Source organism: Hirschia sp. (genome assembly GCF_058892565.1).
The window spans coordinates 13497-33259 of the sequence record NZ_JBZXVU010000056.1 but is presented as its reverse complement, the minus strand read 5'-3'; the positions used below and the strand labels follow the sequence as shown (position 1 = coordinate 33259).

General features: G+C 47.6%; 18 protein-coding genes. 17 read left to right on the top strand and 1 reads right to left on the bottom strand.

Annotated features, from left to right (window positions below; genetic code table 11):
• Nucleotides 1-578 precede the first annotated feature (578 nt).
• The 6 genes from AC5EF3_RS16125 to AC5EF3_RS16100 all read left to right on the top strand — a co-directional run bounded on the left by AC5EF3_RS16125 (nt 579) and on the right by AC5EF3_RS16100 (nt 6339).
• Nucleotides 579-1763: a hypothetical protein gene (locus AC5EF3_RS16125; RefSeq protein ID WP_493548775.1), complete on the top strand. Its 1185-nt coding sequence runs from the start codon at nt 579-581 to the stop codon at nt 1761-1763.
• A 487-nt stretch (nt 1764-2250) separates the two neighbouring features.
• Entirely contained in the window at nt 2251-3276 is a 1026-nt protein-coding gene (gene arsB, locus AC5EF3_RS16120) for an ACR3 family arsenite efflux transporter (RefSeq protein ID WP_493548774.1), read from the top strand.
• A gap of 21 nt (nt 3277-3297) precedes the next feature.
• On the top strand, nt 3298-3693 hold the full coding sequence (locus tag AC5EF3_RS16115; RefSeq protein ID WP_493548773.1) for an arsenate reductase family protein: 396 nt from the start codon (nt 3298-3300) through the stop codon (nt 3691-3693).
• Between the two features lie 189 nt (nt 3694-3882).
• Nucleotides 3883-4170, top strand: coding sequence for a hypothetical protein (locus AC5EF3_RS16110; RefSeq protein WP_012778039.1), 288 nt, complete (start codon nt 3883-3885; stop codon nt 4168-4170).
• A 158-nt stretch (nt 4171-4328) separates the two neighbouring features.
• Complete coding sequence (locus AC5EF3_RS16105) at nt 4329-5705, top strand: NAD-dependent succinate-semialdehyde dehydrogenase (protein ID WP_493548772.1); 1377 nt, start codon at nt 4329-4331, stop codon at nt 5703-5705.
• 37 nt (nt 5706-5742) lie between these two features.
• Nucleotides 5743-6339, top strand: a complete 597-nt coding sequence (locus AC5EF3_RS16100; protein ID WP_493548771.1) for an SDR family oxidoreductase — start codon at nt 5743-5745, stop codon at nt 6337-6339.
• Nucleotides 6340-6641: 302 nt separating this feature from the next.
• On the opposite strand, the gene polA is transcribed toward AC5EF3_RS16100, so the two are convergent.
• Nucleotides 6642-9512, bottom strand: coding sequence for a DNA polymerase I (gene polA, locus AC5EF3_RS16095; protein WP_493548770.1), 2871 nt, complete (start codon nt 9510-9512; stop codon nt 6642-6644).
• A 150-nt stretch (nt 9513-9662) separates the two neighbouring features.
• Here polA and AC5EF3_RS16090 point away from each other — a divergent pair, with 150 nt between their 5' ends.
• The 11 genes from AC5EF3_RS16090 (at nt 9663) to proB (ending at nt 19751) form a co-directional block, all read left to right on the top strand.
• Complete coding sequence (locus tag AC5EF3_RS16090) at nt 9663-10862, top strand: DUF2891 domain-containing protein (protein WP_493548769.1); 1200 nt, start codon at nt 9663-9665, stop codon at nt 10860-10862.
• Nucleotides 10859-12079 carry an Nramp family divalent metal transporter gene (locus AC5EF3_RS16085; protein ID WP_493548768.1) on the top strand — a complete coding sequence of 407 codons (1221 nt, stop codon included), beginning with the start codon at nt 10859-10861 and terminating at the stop codon, nt 12077-12079. The genes AC5EF3_RS16090 and AC5EF3_RS16085 overlap by 4 nt, the downstream gene beginning before the upstream one ends.
• The gene (gene pxpA / locus AC5EF3_RS16080; protein ID WP_493548767.1) at nt 12070-12831 is read left to right on the top strand and encodes a 5-oxoprolinase subunit PxpA; all 762 of its coding nucleotides are present in this window, start codon (nt 12070-12072) and stop codon (nt 12829-12831) included. Before AC5EF3_RS16085 ends, pxpA begins: the two co-directional genes overlap by 10 nt.
• A 3-nt stretch (nt 12832-12834) precedes the next feature.
• A complete protein-coding gene (locus AC5EF3_RS16075; RefSeq protein ID WP_493548766.1) occupies nt 12835-13458 on the top strand; it encodes a 5-oxoprolinase subunit B family protein in 624 nt (207 codons plus the stop codon).
• Nucleotides 13455-14381, top strand: a complete 927-nt coding sequence (locus AC5EF3_RS16070) for a 5-oxoprolinase subunit C family protein (protein WP_493548765.1) — start codon at nt 13455-13457, stop codon at nt 14379-14381. The genes AC5EF3_RS16075 and AC5EF3_RS16070 overlap by 4 nt, the downstream gene beginning before the upstream one ends.
• Nucleotides 14382-14548: 167 nt before the next feature.
• Complete coding sequence (locus tag AC5EF3_RS16065; protein WP_012778030.1) at nt 14549-15487, top strand: peptidoglycan-binding protein; 939 nt, start codon at nt 14549-14551, stop codon at nt 15485-15487.
• A 306-nt stretch (nt 15488-15793) separates the two neighbouring features.
• Nucleotides 15794-16420 carry a 50S ribosomal protein L21 gene (locus AC5EF3_RS16060; protein WP_493548764.1) on the top strand — a complete coding sequence of 209 codons (627 nt, stop codon included), beginning with the start codon at nt 15794-15796 and terminating at the stop codon, nt 16418-16420.
• Nucleotides 16421-16464: 44 nt separating this feature from the next.
• Nucleotides 16465-16740 carry a 50S ribosomal protein L27 gene (rpmA, locus tag AC5EF3_RS16055; protein WP_012778028.1) on the top strand — a complete coding sequence of 92 codons (276 nt, stop codon included), beginning with the start codon at nt 16465-16467 and terminating at the stop codon, nt 16738-16740.
• A gap of 154 nt (nt 16741-16894) precedes the next feature.
• Entirely contained in the window at nt 16895-17503 is a 609-nt protein-coding gene (locus AC5EF3_RS16050; protein WP_493548763.1) for a GNAT family N-acetyltransferase, read from the top strand.
• A gap of 29 nt (nt 17504-17532) precedes the next feature.
• A complete protein-coding gene (obgE, locus tag AC5EF3_RS16045; RefSeq protein WP_493548762.1) occupies nt 17533-18600 on the top strand; it encodes a GTPase ObgE in 1068 nt (355 codons plus the stop codon).
• Nucleotides 18588-19751 carry a glutamate 5-kinase gene (gene proB / locus AC5EF3_RS16040; protein ID WP_012778025.1) on the top strand — a complete coding sequence of 388 codons (1164 nt, stop codon included), beginning with the start codon at nt 18588-18590 and terminating at the stop codon, nt 19749-19751. Before obgE ends, proB begins: the two co-directional genes overlap by 13 nt.
• Nucleotides 19752-19763 lie beyond the last annotated feature (12 nt).

Sequence of the window (19763 nt, the reverse complement as noted above, 5' to 3'; positions counted from 1 at the left end):
AATTTAGGCGATTTGAGACAGACTTGGGCCAATTCCCGTATGAAGATATCACACCCCGCCCCAACACCACCTCCCCAGCGAAGGCTGGGGTCCAGTCCAGTAAAATTATGACGCACAAAGCACGACTTATTTTACTACTACCCTAACTGAATCCAGAAGTTCAAAAGATGCATAATGACAAAACCAACAAAAGCAGTAATCCTCTATAACTTTAATATAACGCCGCTTCGAAGCAATTATTTTCAATGTCAGATTCACCCTCAAATCCCAGACGAGCATATCGAATATTCTGCAATACTCTTTCGTTTTCATCGCTACCCAACACAATAGCATTGACTTCCGAGTATTTCAGAAAACTAGAAACCAACGAGTCTCTCAACGTTTGGTCGCTTGCTCCACCAGAACTCGACTTCTCTTCTTTCGAACAGCTACAAATTTTTCCTTGGCGAATGGACCAACTTCTTCGAGAGGCGTTCACACACAATTGTTTTCTGGGAATTCGTAATATCAACAAATGGGATTCTTTTGCTATAGTTTACAAAGCGTTGCACCACGTAAACACCGAAGTGGAGAAAGGAATGGCTGATAAAATTTGGTACCAACTGTATCGAATCTCGCACCTCCAGTTTCCTTGGCAAGAAAGACTAAATGGGAGATACCTTTATCGTTACATTAAAATATTTGAGCACCTACCTCTTAAGGAGTTAGTGTACGAGAAATATAATGTCACTCCATCTGAACTGTTTAAATTCACCTTTGCTCTATACGGTTGGTTTTTGTCAAACCGCACTCTAAAAGGGGGGATTGATGCATCAAAGCTTGGCTTGTCACAAAAACAAACAAAGTTAATATTAAATTCCATTACAACGAACACAGAAGAAGTTTCCAACGACAGTTTTGACAAATCGATAGCAGATGTAAATTTTGAATATCGTAGATCTATTTTTGTTCAAAAACCATTATTGAAGCTTTACAACCAAAGTGGTGAAGATTGTATAATTTGCCCTATCCCGAGATATTTAGTTTATCGTCTATTAGACGGACTATACTATGACCTAGTCGGGCACCGCAGTTTTGCTAATGCTTTTGGATTAGGTTTTCAAAATTACATTGAAACACTCAGCTCAACTCACCTACAACCTCGAATTTCAGTGCGTCCTGAACAACCCTACGGTATTGGAAAGGCATCAGTAGACCTAATACTGTCCGATGAAAATGCTGATGTTTTTGTCGAGTGCAAAGCTCGGCGCGCATCTTACTCGGGTATCACCGATCTAACCACAAAGGACTCAATAGATCGAGATTTGACTAAAATTTCTGAAGCTCTTTCGAAAACTTACAAGAATATATTTGATGGGTTAAACGGCAAGTACACGCACTGGCAACCATCAGGCAAAAGAAAATACTTATTAGTTGTATTTCCCAAAAATTGGTTTGCGTCTTACCCGGCCCTTACATCCAGAATTAACCAGTTGACCGAACAACACTTAAATAAAATCGGAATATCACCAAAGATTTTAACTGAAATACCGTACGAAATTTGTTCAGCTGATGCATACGAGTATTTTTGTGCTACCGCTCAAACACATTCTCTTTCAGAGATCATGAGCACCAAAAGCACAAAAGAATTTTCAAATTGGGATTTAAGGAATTTCTTAAATAACCAATACAGAGATTCTCTTGATGAAAACCTTCGAAATATCTCGAACATTGAAGATGCATTCGACTTGATTTTTCAAACCAGAGAACAAAACTGTAACTAATCTTATCCCCCTCCCTCAAATCCCTCCCCATACTCACCTCATCCAATCTCTATGGGCGGCGCGCGACCGACGTGTGGGGAATGGAATGATGGACTTGCCAAACCCGTTTGCGAAACAGGTGCGCAATCAAGGTGGCAGGGCTGGGGAGAAACCAATACATGGGCGTCATTATGCCTGTGTGAGATGTTTTAGGGGCTATGCCCGCCTCCCCTAGCGGCTTTGGAATAGGCCAAACCATCATGCGAGGCGCGCCTATTGGCGGCCCACTCTCGCTGGTATCCGCATTAAGGACGCCAGCCTTCACTGCCGACGATAAGTGCGCCTCGCGCCCTATTGTATTATCCTTGATTATCCTCTCGCGCTGGTTACAGCGGCGGAGATTTCTGTGTTTGCCCTTAAACAATTTTATTTTATATTTCGTATATTCCTGAAATATTGAACTTTTGATAACACAATGCTACATGACGCGCTCAATAGGAGTTTGATCATGGGTTTATTTGAGCGTTATCTGTCTTTATGGGTCACCTTAGCCATTGGCGCGGGCATGGTGTTGGGCAATGTATTTCCATCAGCTTTTGGCGCGCTGGCAGATTTGCAATATGCCAATGTCAATCTGATCGTCGCTTTGCTAATCTGGGCAATGGTGCTGCCCATGATGATCGGCGTGGATTTTTCCAGCCTCAAACGTGTCGGCGATAAACCACGCGGATTGGTCATCACGCTTGTCGTCAATTGGCTGATCAAACCCTTCTCTATGGCGGCGCTAGGTGTGTTGTTTTTCAAGCACATTTTTGCCGATTTTATCCCCCCCGCCGATGCCGAGGGCTATATTGCCGGCCTCATTCTATTGGGCGCTGCGCCATGTACAGCCATGGTATTTGTGTGGTCACAACTCACCAAGGGCGACCCCGCCTACACCCTTGCGCAGGTCAGCATTAATGATGCGATCATGGTGTTTGCCTTTGCCCCCATTGTCGCCTTTTTGCTCGGCGTCACAGATGTAGTTGTGCCTTGGGCCACGCTGATATTATCAGTCGTGCTCTATGTGCTTATCCCGCTTGTATTGGGGTTGTTTATCCGCCTCTCTTTACAAAAACGCGGCGGCGAAAATGCGGTAAATGCCTTTATCGGCAAAATAAAACCGTTTTCCGTCATCGGTTTGCTCGCAACTGTGGTTTTGCTCTTTGGTTTCCAAGGGCAAATGATATGGGATAACCCGCTCATCATCGCGCTAATCGCTGCGCCAATTCTTGTGCAATCCTATTTGATATTTGCACTCGCCTATTTTGCAGCATGGGCTTGGAAAGTCCCGCATAATGTGGCCGCCCCCTGCGCCATGATCGGCACGTCGAACTTTTTCGAACTCGCCGTCGCCGTCGCAATCAGCCTGTTTGGCCTAAACTCCGGCGCAGCCTTGGCCACTGTTGTCGGCGTGCTCGTTGAAGTTCCCGTCATGCTCTCGCTTGTAGCTTTTGCAAACCGCACACGCAAACATTTCCCCCCCGCAGACTAACCCAATTAAGATGGAGCCATCATGATCGTTATCTATCACAACCCAGATTGTGGCACGTCGCGCAATGTTGTTGAAATGGTCAAAGCTTCCGGCGCTGATCCAGTTATTATTCCCTATCTGGAAAAAGGTTGGACACGCGCCCAATTGCTAGGATTATTTGCCGCCGCAAACATCACGCCCAAAGAAGCTTTGCGTACAACAAAATCACCTGCAATGGATTTAGGATTGCTAGAAGACGATATAGATGATGATGCAATTCTCAACGAGATGATCAAACACCCAATCCTCGTCAACCGCCCAATTGTGTGTTCACCCAAAGGCGTCAAACTCTGCCGCCCTAGTGAAGCCGTATTAGATCTTCTTGAAACCCCGCTCGCCAAAACTTTCACAAAAGAAGACGGAGAGCAGATCGGGTAAACATCTCTCTGCGGCCAAGCGCTATACGGCGCGCTCTAGCATTCAACCAATTGGAACTATCCCACAGCTGACACGTTTAATCAGCATAGAAGGCTTTGAAGACGCATATGTCATTTGGCTACGCGGAAGCCAAAGGTTGGATGTGTTTTGATCAAGTCATTCGCACCTCCCACCCAAAAGGAGAATGCTATGTTGACGATAGATGCACGTGAAAAACCCTATGTTGAAATCAACGAAAACGATGAAGTCGTGATCGTCTTAAAATCCAAACACCCACTTAGTGAAGATACATTTGGCACTGCCGCTTTTAAGCTATCTCCCCACAATGGATTGATGCTGGCCAAAGCGCTCCAGACAAAAATCGCCCAAGTCGTTTCTGCCGACAGAATAAAAACAGCAATTTCATCTGACGAGGAAATCCCAAGCGCGACCGCACAAATCTGCCAATTCGACGAAGGCGAAGAAGACGGCACCTGAGCAATAATTCTGCATACACTTTTCGCCACCCCCACCAAAAAACCAAACTGAAATTCGACGCCATTTTGCCTCCAAAGTTAAAATCAAGCGGAACTTTGTGACGCTTCAACTGTTGGTTCGCCACGACCCTATTTTGGAACGCACCTTGGAGGTTCAGCATGTCACATATTTCTACGATCAACCCAGCCACAGAAACCACGCTAGAAACATACACCCTCATGAGCATGCAGGCTGCAACGGATAAAGTAGAAGCATGTCACGACGCTTTCCTAAAATGGCGCTTAAAAACTCATGATGAACGCGCCAACTATCTCAAGCGAATTGCAGATGGGCTTCGAGATAGAGCAGAAGACATCGCTTTGTTGATGACAAAAGAAACAGGAAAGCTTCTACAAGATGGAAAAATGGAAGTAGAGCTTTGCGCTCAAATCCTCGAATACACGGCTAAAAATGGCCCTTCAATCCTTGCCGACGAGGAACGCGCCCACTCTGCTGGTTCTAAGAAAGGCTGGGTAACATACTCGCCCATTGGAGTCATTTATAGCATACAGCCTTGGAACTTCCCTCTTTACCAACCTATCAGAGTTTTGGCGTCCAATCTCATGGCGGGAAATGGCGTCATTCTAAAACATGCAAGCATTTGTACAGGCAGTGGCTTGTTACTCCAAGAAATCTGTAACAATGCGGGTTTACCTGAAAATCTGTTTCAGGTTCTGGTAATTGATCACGACATTTCCGATAAAATTATCGAACATGAACGGGTCCGTGCTGTGACAATGACAGGTAGCGATACTGCCGGGAGGCATATTGGCCATGTTGCAGCCAAAGCCCTCAAGAAAACAGTCCTTGAACTAGGCTCAAACGATGCCTTCCTCGTACTAGAAGACGCAGATATCGAGTTGGCGGTAAAAACCTGCGTTGAAGGGCGCTTGTTCAACAATGGTGAGACGTGTGTGTCTGCGAAACGCTTTGTCATCACGGATAAAGTCTATGACGCGTTCAAAGAGGCCTTTGTAGAGCAAATGCAAGCGATAAAAATGGGGTCTCCTGAAAACGAAGAGACCCAATTAGGTCCGCTTTCCAGCAAAGACCAATTTGAAACTGTGAGCGAGCAAGTCAGCAAAAGTGTTGAGGCGGGCGCAAAGCTTTTGTGCGGCGGCAATCCGACAGACCAAACCGGCTATTATTATCCAGCAACAGTTTTAGAAAATTGCCTGCCCGGAACGCCTGCATATGATGACGAAATTTTCGGACCAGTCGCCTCTTTAATCCGCGCCAAAGATGATGAAGACGCCGTGCACATTGCAAATGACAGCCGGTATGGATTGGGCGGCGGAATTTTCAGTCAAGATGAAGATAAGGCGCTTCGTCTCGCACGAGATCATTTTGATACCGGCATGGTACGGATTAATTCCTTCGGTGCCGCTGATCCAAACATGCCCTTTGGCGGCGTGAAAGACTCTGGTTATGGGCGCGAACATGGTGGCTTTGGCATGAAAGAATTTGTCAACGCCAAAGCAATTTACCTCCCCTAAACCCTATAATCCAAACACTATTCTAAAGGAGACCAACATGAATGTTCTTGTCGCCGGAGCTACCGGTAAAACTGGACAACGCGTCGTCCGTGAGCTGCTGTCTAGAGGTCACCAACCTGTCGCCCTAGTTCGCGAAAGTTCAGATACTTCAAACCTACCGAACGAAGTGGTATTGCGCGAAGGTGATCTAACAAATTTGCAAGATGACATATGCGCCGATTGTGAAAGTGTCGTGTTTGCAGCCGGATCTGGTGGAGACACCAGCAAGGAAATGACACATCAGGTCGATCGTGACGGAGCAATGCGCCTGACCGATATTGCGGTAAATTCTGATACAAAGCGTTTTGTCATGCTAAGTTCTGTTGGTGCAGATGATCCACCGGCAGAAGGCGATATGGCGCACTATCTTCAAGCTAAACATGATGCAGACGAACACCTCAAAGCATCAGGGCTTAATTATTCCATTTTACGTCCGGTCTCGCTCACCGACGAAGAAGGAATGCGGGAAATAATTATTGGCGATGAAGTCAATAAAAAAGCCACTGCAGCGCGCGGTGATGTTGCCGCTGTTCTCGCTCAAGCGCTCGATAATGATCAATGGCTTGGTCAGACAGTGACGATGCAATCGCGATAAAATAAGTGGAAATCTGAAAACTTATCCCCGCCTCGATAAACGCCCCCATACTAAGGCCATCACACCTCACAGGGGCGGTTCGCGATCAAACGTGCTGAGGGGTGAATGGGTATATCCCATGCGAGGCGTGCCAATTGGCTGCCAAAAACGCCGGCATCCCGTGTTTGGATCGGGACCGGCACGAAATACCCCGCTAGCTTCGGCTGGCATTAAAGCCAATTGAGCGCCTCGCGCCCCAATCTGGACGATATAAGAAGTAACTGCACAGGATCACACCTGATGCAGTTATTTTTGTAGCTTTTTTAGTGCGCCTCATTCCATGAATGCGCAGCTTCTGCTTCCACCAATAGTGGAACAGATAAATCCATCACCGGAAATGTTGCTGTTTCCATGATTTTTTTCACAAGCTTGATTGTCTTTTCAGCTTCTGCCTTTGGCGCTTCAAAGATCAATTCATCATGCACTTGCAACAGCATTTTAGCCTTCAAGCCCGATTTTTCTAAAGCCGCTGGCATTTTCACCATTGCCCGCTTGATAATATCCGCAGCCGAACCTTGTAATGGCGCGTTGATAGCTTGGCGTTCAGCAAAGCCGCGCTCTGGGCCCTTGCCATTTATCCCCTTCATCCAAATACGGCGCCCAAAGGCTGTTTCCACATACCCTTTCTCGCGTGCAAAGGCTTTCATCTCATCCATATATTTCAATATGCCGGGAAATTTCGCATTATAAGCTTTGATATACTCAGATGCTTCTCCGCGTGGTATCCCCAATTGCCGCGCTAAACCAAAGGCTGAAATTCCGTAGATAATCCCAAAATTGATCGCCTTGGCTTTGCGCCTAATCATTGGGTCCATGCCTTCAATGGGCACACCAAACATCTCCGACGCTGTCATGGCGTGAATGTCGAGATCATTGTTGAACGCATCTTTGAGCGTATCAATATTACCAATATGCGCCAACAAACGCAGCTCAATCTGTGAATAGTCCGCCGCGATGAGCACATTGCCCTCTTGCGCCACGAAAGCCGCGCGTATCTTGCGTCCCTCTTCGGTGCGGATCGGAATGTTTTGAAGGTTTGGATCAGAGGAAGACAAACGCCCTGTTTGTGCGCCCACCAGATTAAAGCTGGTATGCACACGCCCTGTCTCAGCATTTATGCACTCACCCAATGCATCCGTATAAGTCGATTTTAGTTTGGAAAGAGAACGCCAGCCAAGCAAGATTTTGGGCAATTCATGTCCTTCGGCTGCAAGGTCTTCCAGCGCATCCGCACCCGTGGCCCATGCGCCCGTTTTGGTTTTCTTCCCGCCTGGCAATTCCATTTCACCAAACAAAATCTCACCAAGCTGTTTGGGGCTACCCATGTTAAACTCGCGTCCAGCAAGCTCATACGCCTCAGCTTCATATTGAGCCATGCGCTGCGCAAAATCACCCGACAAACGCGACAGAGTTTCCCGCTCAACAAAGATCCCTGCGCGCTCCATTTGCGCCACAACAGGCACCATTGGCCGCTCAATCGTTTCATACAGCGTCGCCATGCCCTCAGCAGACAGGCGCGGCTTTAGCAATGCCCATAAACGCAATGTCACATCGGCATCTTCCGCCGCATATTTTGTTGCTTCGGGCACAGGAACCTTATCAAAAGTAATCTGCTTTTTGCCCGTACCCGCCACTTCTTTAAAAGGGATAGGCTTATGATCAAAATGCAATTCAGACAGCACATCCATGCCGTGATTATGTTGTCCAGCTTCAAGCGTCGCAGATAGCAGCATTGTATCATCGATGGGATAAGGAATAATCGGCTCATCCAAAAATTTCTCACCCGCGCGATGAAAGACATTCACATCATACTTGAAATTTTGCCCCACTTTTAAAATCGTAGGATCTTCCAGCATGGGTTTTAAAATTCCCAATGCCAGTTTCATATCCATTTGCTCAGGTGCACCATCGCCTAGCAAATCGCCATCGCCTGTATGCCCAAGCGGAATGTAACACGCATCATTTGGCCCTAATGCCAAAGACACACCCACCAGATTTGCGCCTATCGCATCCAGCCCATCTGTTTCAGTATCGACCCCGATAACACCCACAGCCTGCGCGCGCTGCATCCATTCCACCAAATCATCAGGCTTGATGAGTGTTGTATATTGGGATGTATCAAAAACATTATTGGTCTCAGTGACCGGAATAGTCGCTTCGCCAGATGCAGGTGTCGCAACAGGTTCAGCGCCATCGCCAAGCGCCTGCACCACTCGCCGCGTTATCGTGCGAAATTCCATCTCATCCAGAAACGGAACGAGCTGTTCCAATTCCGGTTCACACACACCAAACTCTTCAATAGCAACTGGCACTGGTGTGTGATCGTCCAATGTCACCAGCTTAAAGGATATACGCGCATCATCGGCAAACTCGACAAGATTTTCATGGCGCTTAAATGTCAAAAGCTCATGCGCTTTATTCTTTTTATCCGGCACATGCTCGCTTGAAAATTTTAGAAGCGATTCCAGATCGCCAAATTCATTGATCAATTGCGCCGCTGTTTTAAGCCCAATACCCGGCACGCCCGGCACATTATCCACACTGTCTCCCGCCAGTGCTTGCACATGCGTGACGCGATCAGGTGCCACGCCAAATTTATCCATCACCGCTTCAAAAGATAAATGCCGATCCTTCATCGTATCCATCATAGAGACTTTATCGGTCACAAGCTGCATCAGGTCTTTATCGGAGGAAATGATCGTAACTTTCGCGCCTTTTTCTTCAGCAATACGCGCATAAGCCGCGATCAAATCGTCGGCCTCATAATTATCTAATTCAACGGCTGGCGTACCAAAAGCAATCGCTGCGCGGCGCACCAATGGGAATTGCGGCGCTAAGTCTTCAGGCGTGGGTGGACGCTGAGCTTTATATCTTGGGTCGAGATCATTTCTGAATGTCTTGCTAGACGCATCAAAGATACAGGCAAAGTGAGTGGCTTTTCCATTTCCAGTCATCTCTTTGGATTCAGCCAGCAATTTATACAGCATGTTACAAAAGCCGGACACAGCCCCAACTGGCAGCCCGTCAGATTTGCGCGTCAAAGGCGGCAATGCGTGAAATGCGCGGAAAATATATCCAGATGCATCGACCAGATAAAGATGGCTGTCTTCATTAAGTTCACGTGTCACAGGCATAGAAGCGTCTCCTTTGAGGCGCTAAGATGTAACAGGGTTTGCAAGGAGGGAAAGAGTTAAGGTTAACTGAATGCAAAAAACCCCGCTCTATCCCGCTTTTCTTTGTCAGCAATCTATGCTCCCTTTGCCTTAAATCATCGGGGCAAAGACATGAAACACTTATACAATTCTCTTTTTGGTAGCTGCGCGATAACAATAGCTTTGATTTTATCTGCTTGCTCGGCAGAGGAACAAGCCCCCGAATTTTCTGGAACTCCCGTGACTGAAACACCCACAGAAACCTCAACAACAAAAGCCATCTCCCTTCCCTCACCCAGAGAAGGTGTCGTTGAAGATCGTTTTGCTTTGCTGGCCTTGACCTGTGTTGATCAAAAATACCCCAACAAGATATCCGTTGTTTTAAACAATGATACCGACGCCAAAACACCTGCTGATCTATTCCCAAGTTTTTATGGCTGCTTCGACTGGCATTCTTCCGTACACGGACATTGGCTTTTAGCGCGCATCCTGAACACTGATCCAGATACGCCAATGCGTAAAGCCATTGAGCACAAAGTCGGCATCAATCTTTCCGCCGAAAAACTGGCTGGAGAAGTCGCCTATTTCCAAACCAATGGCAAAGGCGCATTCGAACGCCCTTATGGCCGCGCATGGTTGCTGCAGCTCGCCGCTGAACTTGAAGAAAGCGACCTAGACATTATGCAGCAATGGCGGGAAAATCTTCGCCCGCTCGAAAATGTCATTGTTGAACAAACCCAAGAATGGCTGGGCAAGCTCGCCTATCCCATCCGTATAGGAACACACAATCAAAGCGCCTTCGCCTTTGGCCTCATGATTGATTATGCGCGCACTGTCGAGAACACAGCTTTTGAAACACAACTCGTCGAAGCTGCCCTAAAATTTCACAAAGACGATAAAGCCTGCCCTTTAGCCTATGAACCATCAGGAGAAGACTTTCTCTCTCCATGCTTGATGGAAGCTGACTTAATGCGCCGGGTTATGCCCCAAGAAGCTTATGTAAACTGGCTAACTGAATTTCTTCCAGACATCCCGACAGATGGCAGTGATAACTGGCTCAAACCCGGTATTGTATTGGATGCAACAGATGGAAAACTTGTCCACCTAGACGGCGTAAACCTATCACGCGCATGGGCATTAGAAGGCATAGCTTCCGCTTTACCTGAAGACGATGCAAGAATTGCAAGCCTATTGGCTTCGTCTGCGCTCCATAAAGAAACCGGCATCGCAGCGGTATCGGCTGAACATTATTCAGGTAGTCATTGGCTAGGAAGTTTCGCAACATATCTCACAACAAAGCGCGGTATTTCTAACACTACGATCGCAGAATGAAACTTGCTCTCCCAAAGATAGGCCCCGGCGCGCTTGTTGCTGCGGCCTTTATTGGCCCTGGCACAGTCACGGCCTGCACATTAGCCGGCGCAAACTTTGGCTATGCGCTCGTCTGGGCACTTTTATTTGCCACCATTGCTACTATCATCCTGCAAGATATGTCAGCGCGCCTTGGTGCGGGTGCAAAACTTGGTCTTGGTGAAGCGCTCATGCAAAACACCAAGAATCCAGCGGTAAAAATTGCCTCCGCTATTTTGGTATTTGCTGCGCTAGCCATTGGAAATGCAGCCTATGAAGCCGGAAATCTAGCCGGCGGCGCGCTCGGCATTGAAGCCATTTTTGGGGAGGGCTCACCTGACCGACGTATATTTATACTTGCCTTGGCCACGCTGGCGGCGGGGCTTTTACTGCATGGAAAATACAAATTACTAGAACGTATTCTTGTTATGCTCGTATTGATCATGAGCGCTGCATTTCTCATTGCTGCCATTATGGTGAGACCCGATTTTGAAGCTCTTTTTAATGGCCTCATACCAAGCATTCCCGAAGGCGGGCTACTCACTGCAATTGCCCTAATTGGAACGACAATTGTTCCCTATAATCTCTTTTTACACGCAGCGGCTGCACGCGAACGCTGGCATGGTGAAAATGATGTTCAATCTGCTAGAACTGACACATTTGTCTCTATCGGACTTGGCGGGCTTGTCTCCATTTTGATTTTAACAACCGCCGCCGCAACCATGTTCGGCTCGGACTTAGTCGTTTCCAATGCCGCCGACCTTGCCCGCAGTATAGAACCCGCCTTTGGCGAAGCTGCTAAATATCTTGTTGGAACCGGTCTGCTCGCAGCGGGCCTAACCTCATCTATCACCGCCCCAATGGCGACGGCCTATGTGGTGACAGAAATCTGGCCCCAAAATGATGAGAGCAAGCGCAAAACCATTTTTCGCGCGACCTCTCTTATTGTATTGCTTAGCGGCGTCATCTTCAGCGTATCCGGCATCAAACCCATCTCTCTGATATTGATCGCGCAAACTGCAAATGGCTTATTGCTCCCCATCATAGCAACATTCCTGCTTATGGTCATGAACCGCAAAGCTTTGCTAGGCCAATATGCCAATTCACTTAGTTCCAACATGGCCGGTGCTATTGTCTTGCTAGTCACATTGGGATTAGGTTTACGTGGAATAGCAAGGGCGTTTTCAATATGGCCATGACACGCATGATAGATCTAAACGCAGACCTTGGTGAAGGTTGCGCCACCGATGTGGATATCATGCCTTATATTTCAAGCTGCAATATTGCGTGTGGTGGACATACCGGCGACCGCGAAAGCATTGCCGAAGCCATGACATTGGCCAAACTCAGCAATGTGCGTATCGGTGCACATCCATCTTACCCTGACAGAGAAAACTTTGGTCGCAAACCCATAGAGATTAGCGATTACGACCTTGAAACCAGTCTGCGCAAACAGCTGCATCTTATAAAAAACGTCGCCGCAGACATGGGCGTCCCCATTGTCCACGTCAAACCGCATGGCGCACTATATAATGAAGCCGCCAATAGCGAAAAACTAAGCTGGAACATCGTCAATATCGTGCGGGAAGTGCTGCCACATGCCGCAATTATGGGATTGCCCGATTGCAAACTTGAACAAGTGGCAAAACAACATAAACGTACATATATCACAGAAGGGTTTGCAGACAGGCGCTATGATGATGCCGGCACACTCGTACCTCGCGCAAATCCAGATGCGGTGATCAATGATAATGTCGAACGCTGCGGCCAAGCTCTAGCACTAGCTCAGGGTGCCCCTCTACAAACATTAAACGGCAATTTCATATCCATGAAAGTTGATAGCATATGTTTGCATGGCGATTCCAAAGGCGCTGTCCAAAGTGCACAAGCCATAAACCGCGCACTCACATCTGCTCATTTCACCGTGCAAGCCCATATACATGGCGCTTAAGTTATGGCGTTTGAATTTGTCCAGATAGCGGACGACCTCCTATCCTTTAAAATTACCGCTTCGATAGAACGCACCAATCTAGCTGCAAAGCTGCGCACATTGTCAGGCATAGACGAATGCGTTGAAGGCATGGAAACAATCACCCTGCAATTTGATCCACTTTCAACGGATATAAATGCCCTCAAAAGCAAAATCACAGAGCTTGATGCCCAAATCACAAACCAAAGCGCACCTGTGCAGGATGTCATCACCATCCCCATCATATATAATGAAACAACTGGGCCTGATTTAAAGCATGTCTGCGAGGCATTGGGCCTCAGCGTAGATGATTTCATCCAGCAACACACATCTCAAATATATAAAGTCGACCTTATCGGCTTCACCCCCGGTTTTGCTTATATCGGCGGTGCTGCATTTGATATCCCGCGTTTAAAAGAGCCGCGCGTTAAAGTTGAGGCTGGCTCTGTTGGTCTAACCTCGGGCTATACCGGCATTTACGCCCTTGAAGGCCCAGGCGGTTGGCCCATTATTGGGCGCACAACAAAAAAACTATTTGATCCAGATCAACAAGATCCATTTATTCTTAGTCCGCACATGCGGGTAAAATTTGAAGCTGTCTCGCCATGAGCCTGATAATTATCCGCCCCGGCATGCAAGCCAGTCTACAAGGCAGACCGCGCCTCCATCATCGCCATCAAGGTGTCCCCGCCAGTGGACCTGCAGATGAACATTCCTTCGCGCTCGCCAATCTTGCAGTCGGAAATCATATTGACACAACTTGTGTTGAAATAACAGCTGGCGGCTTTGAAACCATCATCAAACATCCCGCCACAATTGCTCTAAGCGGCGCACCTTGCCCTGCTTATCTCAACACCCAAGCCATACCCTTTTATAAACCAATAAAAGTCAAAGCCGATGATATCTTGATATTGGAGCCGCCTCCGCTTGGGTTTCGCACCTATCTAGCCATTGCTGGTGGATTAAAAGCGTCATCATTTCTTGATAGCACATCCACATATATGCCCGCTCAATTTGGTGGACTTTCTGGCCGCGCACTTAAACCAGATGACGAAATCAAATTTGCCAATTCTGATTTTAATCCATCGCCCAAACCTATCCCTAAAGAGATCTACCCTTTTTTCTCCAATCATTGGCTATTGCGTATCGGTGAAGGGGCCGAATTTGGTCTTTTAAGCGAAAGCTCCAAAAACGTGTTCCTAAACCAGAATTTCAAAGCCGGAACACGCATAAGCCGCATGGGCATACAGCTGGAGACACCTACCCTATCTCTAATCTCTGATGGCCGCATGAAAAGTGAACCAGTTTTCCCCGGCACAATCCAATGCCCTGAAAACGGAAAACCCTTTATTCTTTTATCTGATGCCCAGACCACGGGAGGCTATCCACGTATAGGGCAAGTGATACGCGCCGACCGCCATCGTTTAGGACAAATCCGACCCAATGATAAAATTACGTTTGTACTCACACAGCAAACCGATGCGGTGAATATCCTTAAGCATCAACAAAACGCGATTAACGCCGGTATTTAACGGGTCAATCCAAGCCGGATCGTTTTAAAAATCCCCTATACGTTGTTTTCGTGCATCATTCTTAAGCTGAATTACCCCTAAGCGACGAACCCGCTGGACGCGATCTATTATTAACGGCAAGTTAATATAGTATATGAAATTAAACGTATTTTCGCAGGGTGGACCAAATGAACTTAATATCTAGAGCGCTCGCAGCAGTCTCTTTATGCGCGATTAGTGCTCCGGCTTTTGCACAGGTGGACCTCCCACCCAACGCCAGAGCAGGTGAATGTTACGCTAAAGTGCTCGTGCCTGCGCAATACTCAACAACAGTCCAACAGATTTTGGTGAAACCTGAATCTCAAAAAATCAAAAAAATCCCTGCCCAATACGAAACAATCGAAGAAACATATCTAGTTCAGGATGCTTCTTTTGAATATGTGCCCGTTCCACCGCGTTATGATTATGTTGAAGAGCGCGTCATTGTTTCTCCAGAACGCATGGAAAAGAAAGTTATTCCGGCAAGAACAGAAACGGTCGAAGAAAAAATCATGGTTCGCCCTGCCCGCGTTGAATGGAAACCCGGTCGCGGTGCCCTCGAACGTGTTGATGACGCAACAGGCGAAATCATGTGCCGCGTCGAAGTGCCAGCGGAATATAAAACAATCCAACGTCAGGTCATTCTAGAGCCTGAACGCATTGTCGAAGAATTAGTGCCAGCAAAATACGACACAGTGCGCCGCCGCGTCGTTGTGGAACAAGCAACAGTGCAACGCAAAGAAATACCTGCCAAATACGACACGCGCAAAACACGCCGCGTTGTTGAGCCTGAGCGCACAGAAGTAGAATATGTGCCGCCTGTATATGATCAGGTTGAGCAACGTGTTCAAACGGGAAGTGAACGCCTAGAATGGCGCGAAATTTTGTGTGAAACGAATACAAAACCAAACACTATTCGCCAATTGCAACAGTCTTTAAACAATCAGGGCTTTGATGCTGGTACAGTTGATGGGCAGGTTGGCCGTCAAACACTGACAGCCGTTCGTGATTTCCAATTACGCGAAGGTCTGCCAACAGGTGGGCTAACTTTAGCAACTTTGGAGAGACTTGGCGTAAACCCAAATTAGGTAGAAACAATTCATGGTGACGGAATTTATTTTTTCCGTCACTTGCGCATTTGGACGGCTCTATATAAGCGATTCAAAGAGATTTATCCGTAGGTTTGCAGAAAAACCGCAGATATTATCGATTCAATGTCACGAAACATTTGACTTTCGTTCCGCTCTTCGTCTATATGCGCGCTTCGCGCTCTTAAACTTGACGGGTTATACTCGGTTGGTTGTTGAGAGTGTCTCAAGATTTTGGAAGAATTCGCGCAGGCTGGCAAGAGGCCTCCTTGACGCGACAACCGACAGGCAAAAGGTCGTTAAGTTATGTTCGCGGTCATCAAAACGGGCGGAAAACAATATAAAGTCGCTCAAGACGACGTCATCACAGTAGAGAAGCTAGCTGTTGAAGCTGGTTCCGAGTTCGTTTTCGACAACGTACTGATGATTGGCGAAGGTGAAACAGTAGACATGGGCGAGCCAGTATTGGCAGGCGCTCAAGTTGTAGGTGAAGTAGTTGAGCAAACACGTGGTAAGAAAGTTATCACTGTTAAGAAGCGTCAACGTAACACTTACCGTCGTAAGTTGGGTCACCGCCAACACCACACAGTTATTCGCATCACTGACATTCTCGCCAAAGGCGGAAAAAAAGTGACTGCTGCTAAAGCGGCTGCTCCAAAAGCAGAAGCACCTAAAGCTGAAACACCTGCAAAAGCTGCTCCTAAAGCGGCAGCGGCCCCTAAAGCTGCTCCAGCAGAAGCAAAAACTGACGACATCACAAAATTGACTGGTGTTGGTAAAGTGGCAGCTGGTAAACTAGCTGAAGCCGGTTTCACAAGCTTTGCACAACTCGCAGCTCTAACAGCAGAGCAATTTGCTGACCTAGACACAAATATTTTCAAAGGCCGTGTACCTTTTGATCAAATCGTAGCTGAATCAAAAGATCTAGCTTAATCGTAACGTAGCGCTGACTGCGCACCTAACATGGAGATGCTGTTATGGCACACAAAAAATCAGGTGGTTCGTCCCGCAACGGCCGCGATTCAGAGTCAAAACGTCTTGGCGTGAAAAAATACGGTGGTGAAGTTGTTATCCCTGGTAACATCATTGTTCGCCAACGCGGAACACAATACTACCCTGGCGACAATGTTGGCATGGGCAAAGACCACACAATCTTCGCTAAAGTGGAAGGCAGTGTAAACTTCCGCAAACGCGCTGGTGGCCGCCAATATATCAACGTTCTTCCCGTCGACGCGCCGAAGGCAGCTGAATAGCGGTAAACGTCTGAGACACAGGACCGAGCCGCTTCATAGCTGAAGGCTGCGCTCGCGATAAATCCCAAAAAAGGGGAAGCGGGTCACCGCTTCTCCTTTTTTTTCGCCTATATTCATCCTTTAAACAAATTACATGCATTGTGAGGTACGCAAAATGAAAAAGAGCCAGGAACAATCTAGCTTTGTTGCAACTCTACCTGTCATGGAAACTGAACGCCTCATTTTACGCGAATGGAGCTTGAAGGATGCGCCCGAAGTCGATACACACTTCAGTGACGAAGACGTCGTAAAAATGACAGGTTCGAAACCATTTCCCTACCTGCCAAACACGGCGTACGGCTCTATCGCAACGCGTCACGGCAGATATCTACGCGGTATGTGCTATGATTTTGCAATTGTAGACCCGACAACAAAAGCCATTATCGGTGGATGCGGTGTGTTTAAGCGCACGCCAGATGCGCCATTTGAGCTTGGATACTGGATTGGCAAGGCCTATTGGGGCAAAGGAATAGCAAGCGAAGCAGCAAAATGCGTAATGGATTGGGCAAAACAAGCCTTAAACCCAGACATGATTGTCGCTGGCCATTTCGCTGACAATCCAGCCTCAGGCCGTATTCTCGATAAGCTCGGCTTTGGCCGTGTGGGTGGTATAGATGAAACAATACCTATGTATTCTTTAGCACGTGGCACAACATCCCCGGGATATACATATATTTGGCCCGCCCAAAAGGCTGCTATCACACCTCTTTCTGCGCTGCATTGATATAGCGCACACACGACTGGACACACACGATGAAGTTTTTGGATCAATGTAAATTATATATCGCTGCCGGTTATGGCGGAGATGGATGTGTGTCTTTCCGACGTGAAAAATACATTGCGCATGGTGGCCCTGATGGCGGCGATGGCGGTTTAGGCGGCAGCGTTTGGGCCGAAGCTGTTGAAGGTCTCAACACCCTGATCGACTACAGATATAAACAACACTTCCAAGCTGAACGTGGCGGACACGGTATGGGCCGCAACCGCACTGGTGCCGGCGCAGAGGATGTAATCATCAAAGTCCCTGTCGGCACACAGATTTTCGAAGAAGACCAAGAAACCCTAATTGCAGACCTAGCCAAACTTGGCGATAAGGTTCTTCTTGCTCAGGGCGGAAATGGTGGTTGGGGAAATATTCGCTTCAAAACCTCCACCAATCAAGCACCTCGCCGTTTTAATCCGGGCTTACCGGGCGATGAACGCTGGATTTGGATGCGCCTAAAACTCATCGCAGATGCAGGTCTTGTAGGTCTTCCAAATGCCGGAAAATCTACTTTTCTAGCTGCGACTTCTGAAGCCAAACCCAAAATCGCAGATTATCCATTCACCACGCTCACACCTAATTTGGGTGTTGTCAGCCTCGGAGTCGGTTCTTCTTTCGTACTCGCTGATATTCCCGGCCTTATCGAAGGCGCGGCAGACGGCGCTGGCATTGGTACGCGTTTCCTCGGCCATATTGAACGCTGTAGCGTCTTACTTCACCTAATTGACGCCTCTCAGGACGATCCAGACAAAGCCTACCAAACTGTTCGAAATGAGCTTGTAGAATACGGCGCAGACCTTGAAACAAAAATAGAAATTGTCGCTTTAAACAAATCAGACACCCTCGATGCAGAAATATTAGAGGAACAGTCTCAAAAACTTGAAAAAGCATGTGGTAAGAAACCATATATCATCTCAGGCGCAACAGGAGAAAATGTTAAAGAAGTGCTCGGACATGTATTCAGCGCGGTCAACGAGCAACGCCAAATCGAGTTAGACAAAGCAGCCGCCAAACAAGCACTTGAAACGGGAGAAGAACAAGAAGGATGGACACCATAACAAGCACTGAAGGCGTGGACTTATTAGCCAAAGCCGAACGTGTTGTCATAAAACTTGGATCAGCCCTTATCGTCGATGAGGATGGCTTGGCCGATGCAGCTCGCATTCAAGCTATATCTCGCGATGTCATATTTCTATTAGGAGAAGGAAAACAAGTTGTCATTGTCTCTTCAGGCGCAGTTGCTCTGGGTCGGGAAGCATTAAACCTTGGTTCTAAAAAATTAAAACTAGAAGAAAAACAAGCCGCTGCAGCCGCAGGACAATTACGCCTGATGCGGACATGGGAGGATGCATTCCTCGTCCACAATATTCCGGTCGCACAAGCGCTCCTCACAATTGATGATACAGAAATCCGCCGCCGTTGGCTAAATGCGCGCGCGACACTTGATACTCTGCTCGAAGCTGGCGCTGTCCCGATCGTCAATGAAAACGACACCATTGCAACAGACGGTATCCGCTTTGGTGACAATGACCGCCTCGCAGCACGTGTTGCTCAAATGATCAGTGCTGATGTTCTTATTCTTCTCTCAGACATTGATGGTCTCTACACAGCAGATCCACGCAAAGATCCCAAGGCCAAACACATCCCATTCGTCAGAGAATTAACACCCGATATCATGGCAATGGGCGGCGAGCCTAATGCTGAAACGGGTATGGGTTCTGGCGGCATGGCCACAAAACTAGAAGCCGCCCGTATCGCCATGACAGCAGGGTGTGCAACAGTTATCGCCCTTGGACGACCAGAAAGCGACGAGTTTGACCTCCCACTCAGCGCCATCAATAATGGTGCTTTGGCGACTTGGTTTATACCAAGTTTCACACGGGAAACCGCACGTATCCAATGGCTCATGGGAGCCTTACAAACATCAGGCACAGTCTATGTCGATGAAGGTGCTGCACGTGCCGTTAAAAACGGAAAAAGCCTACTTCCTGCGGGTATCCTCTCTGTTGAAGGCCATTTTGATCGCGGCGACGGCATTGATGTCGTCGGGCCCGGCAACGTGTTAATTTCGCGTGGTTTTAGCGCCTATTCCTCAAGCGACTCCATGAAACTCATCGGATGCAATTCAAGCCAGATTGAAAGCATTGTTGGATATAAAGGTCGACCAGCCCTAATCCACACCGATGATATGCTCGTTCTTGAATCTTAAGATTCAACGACA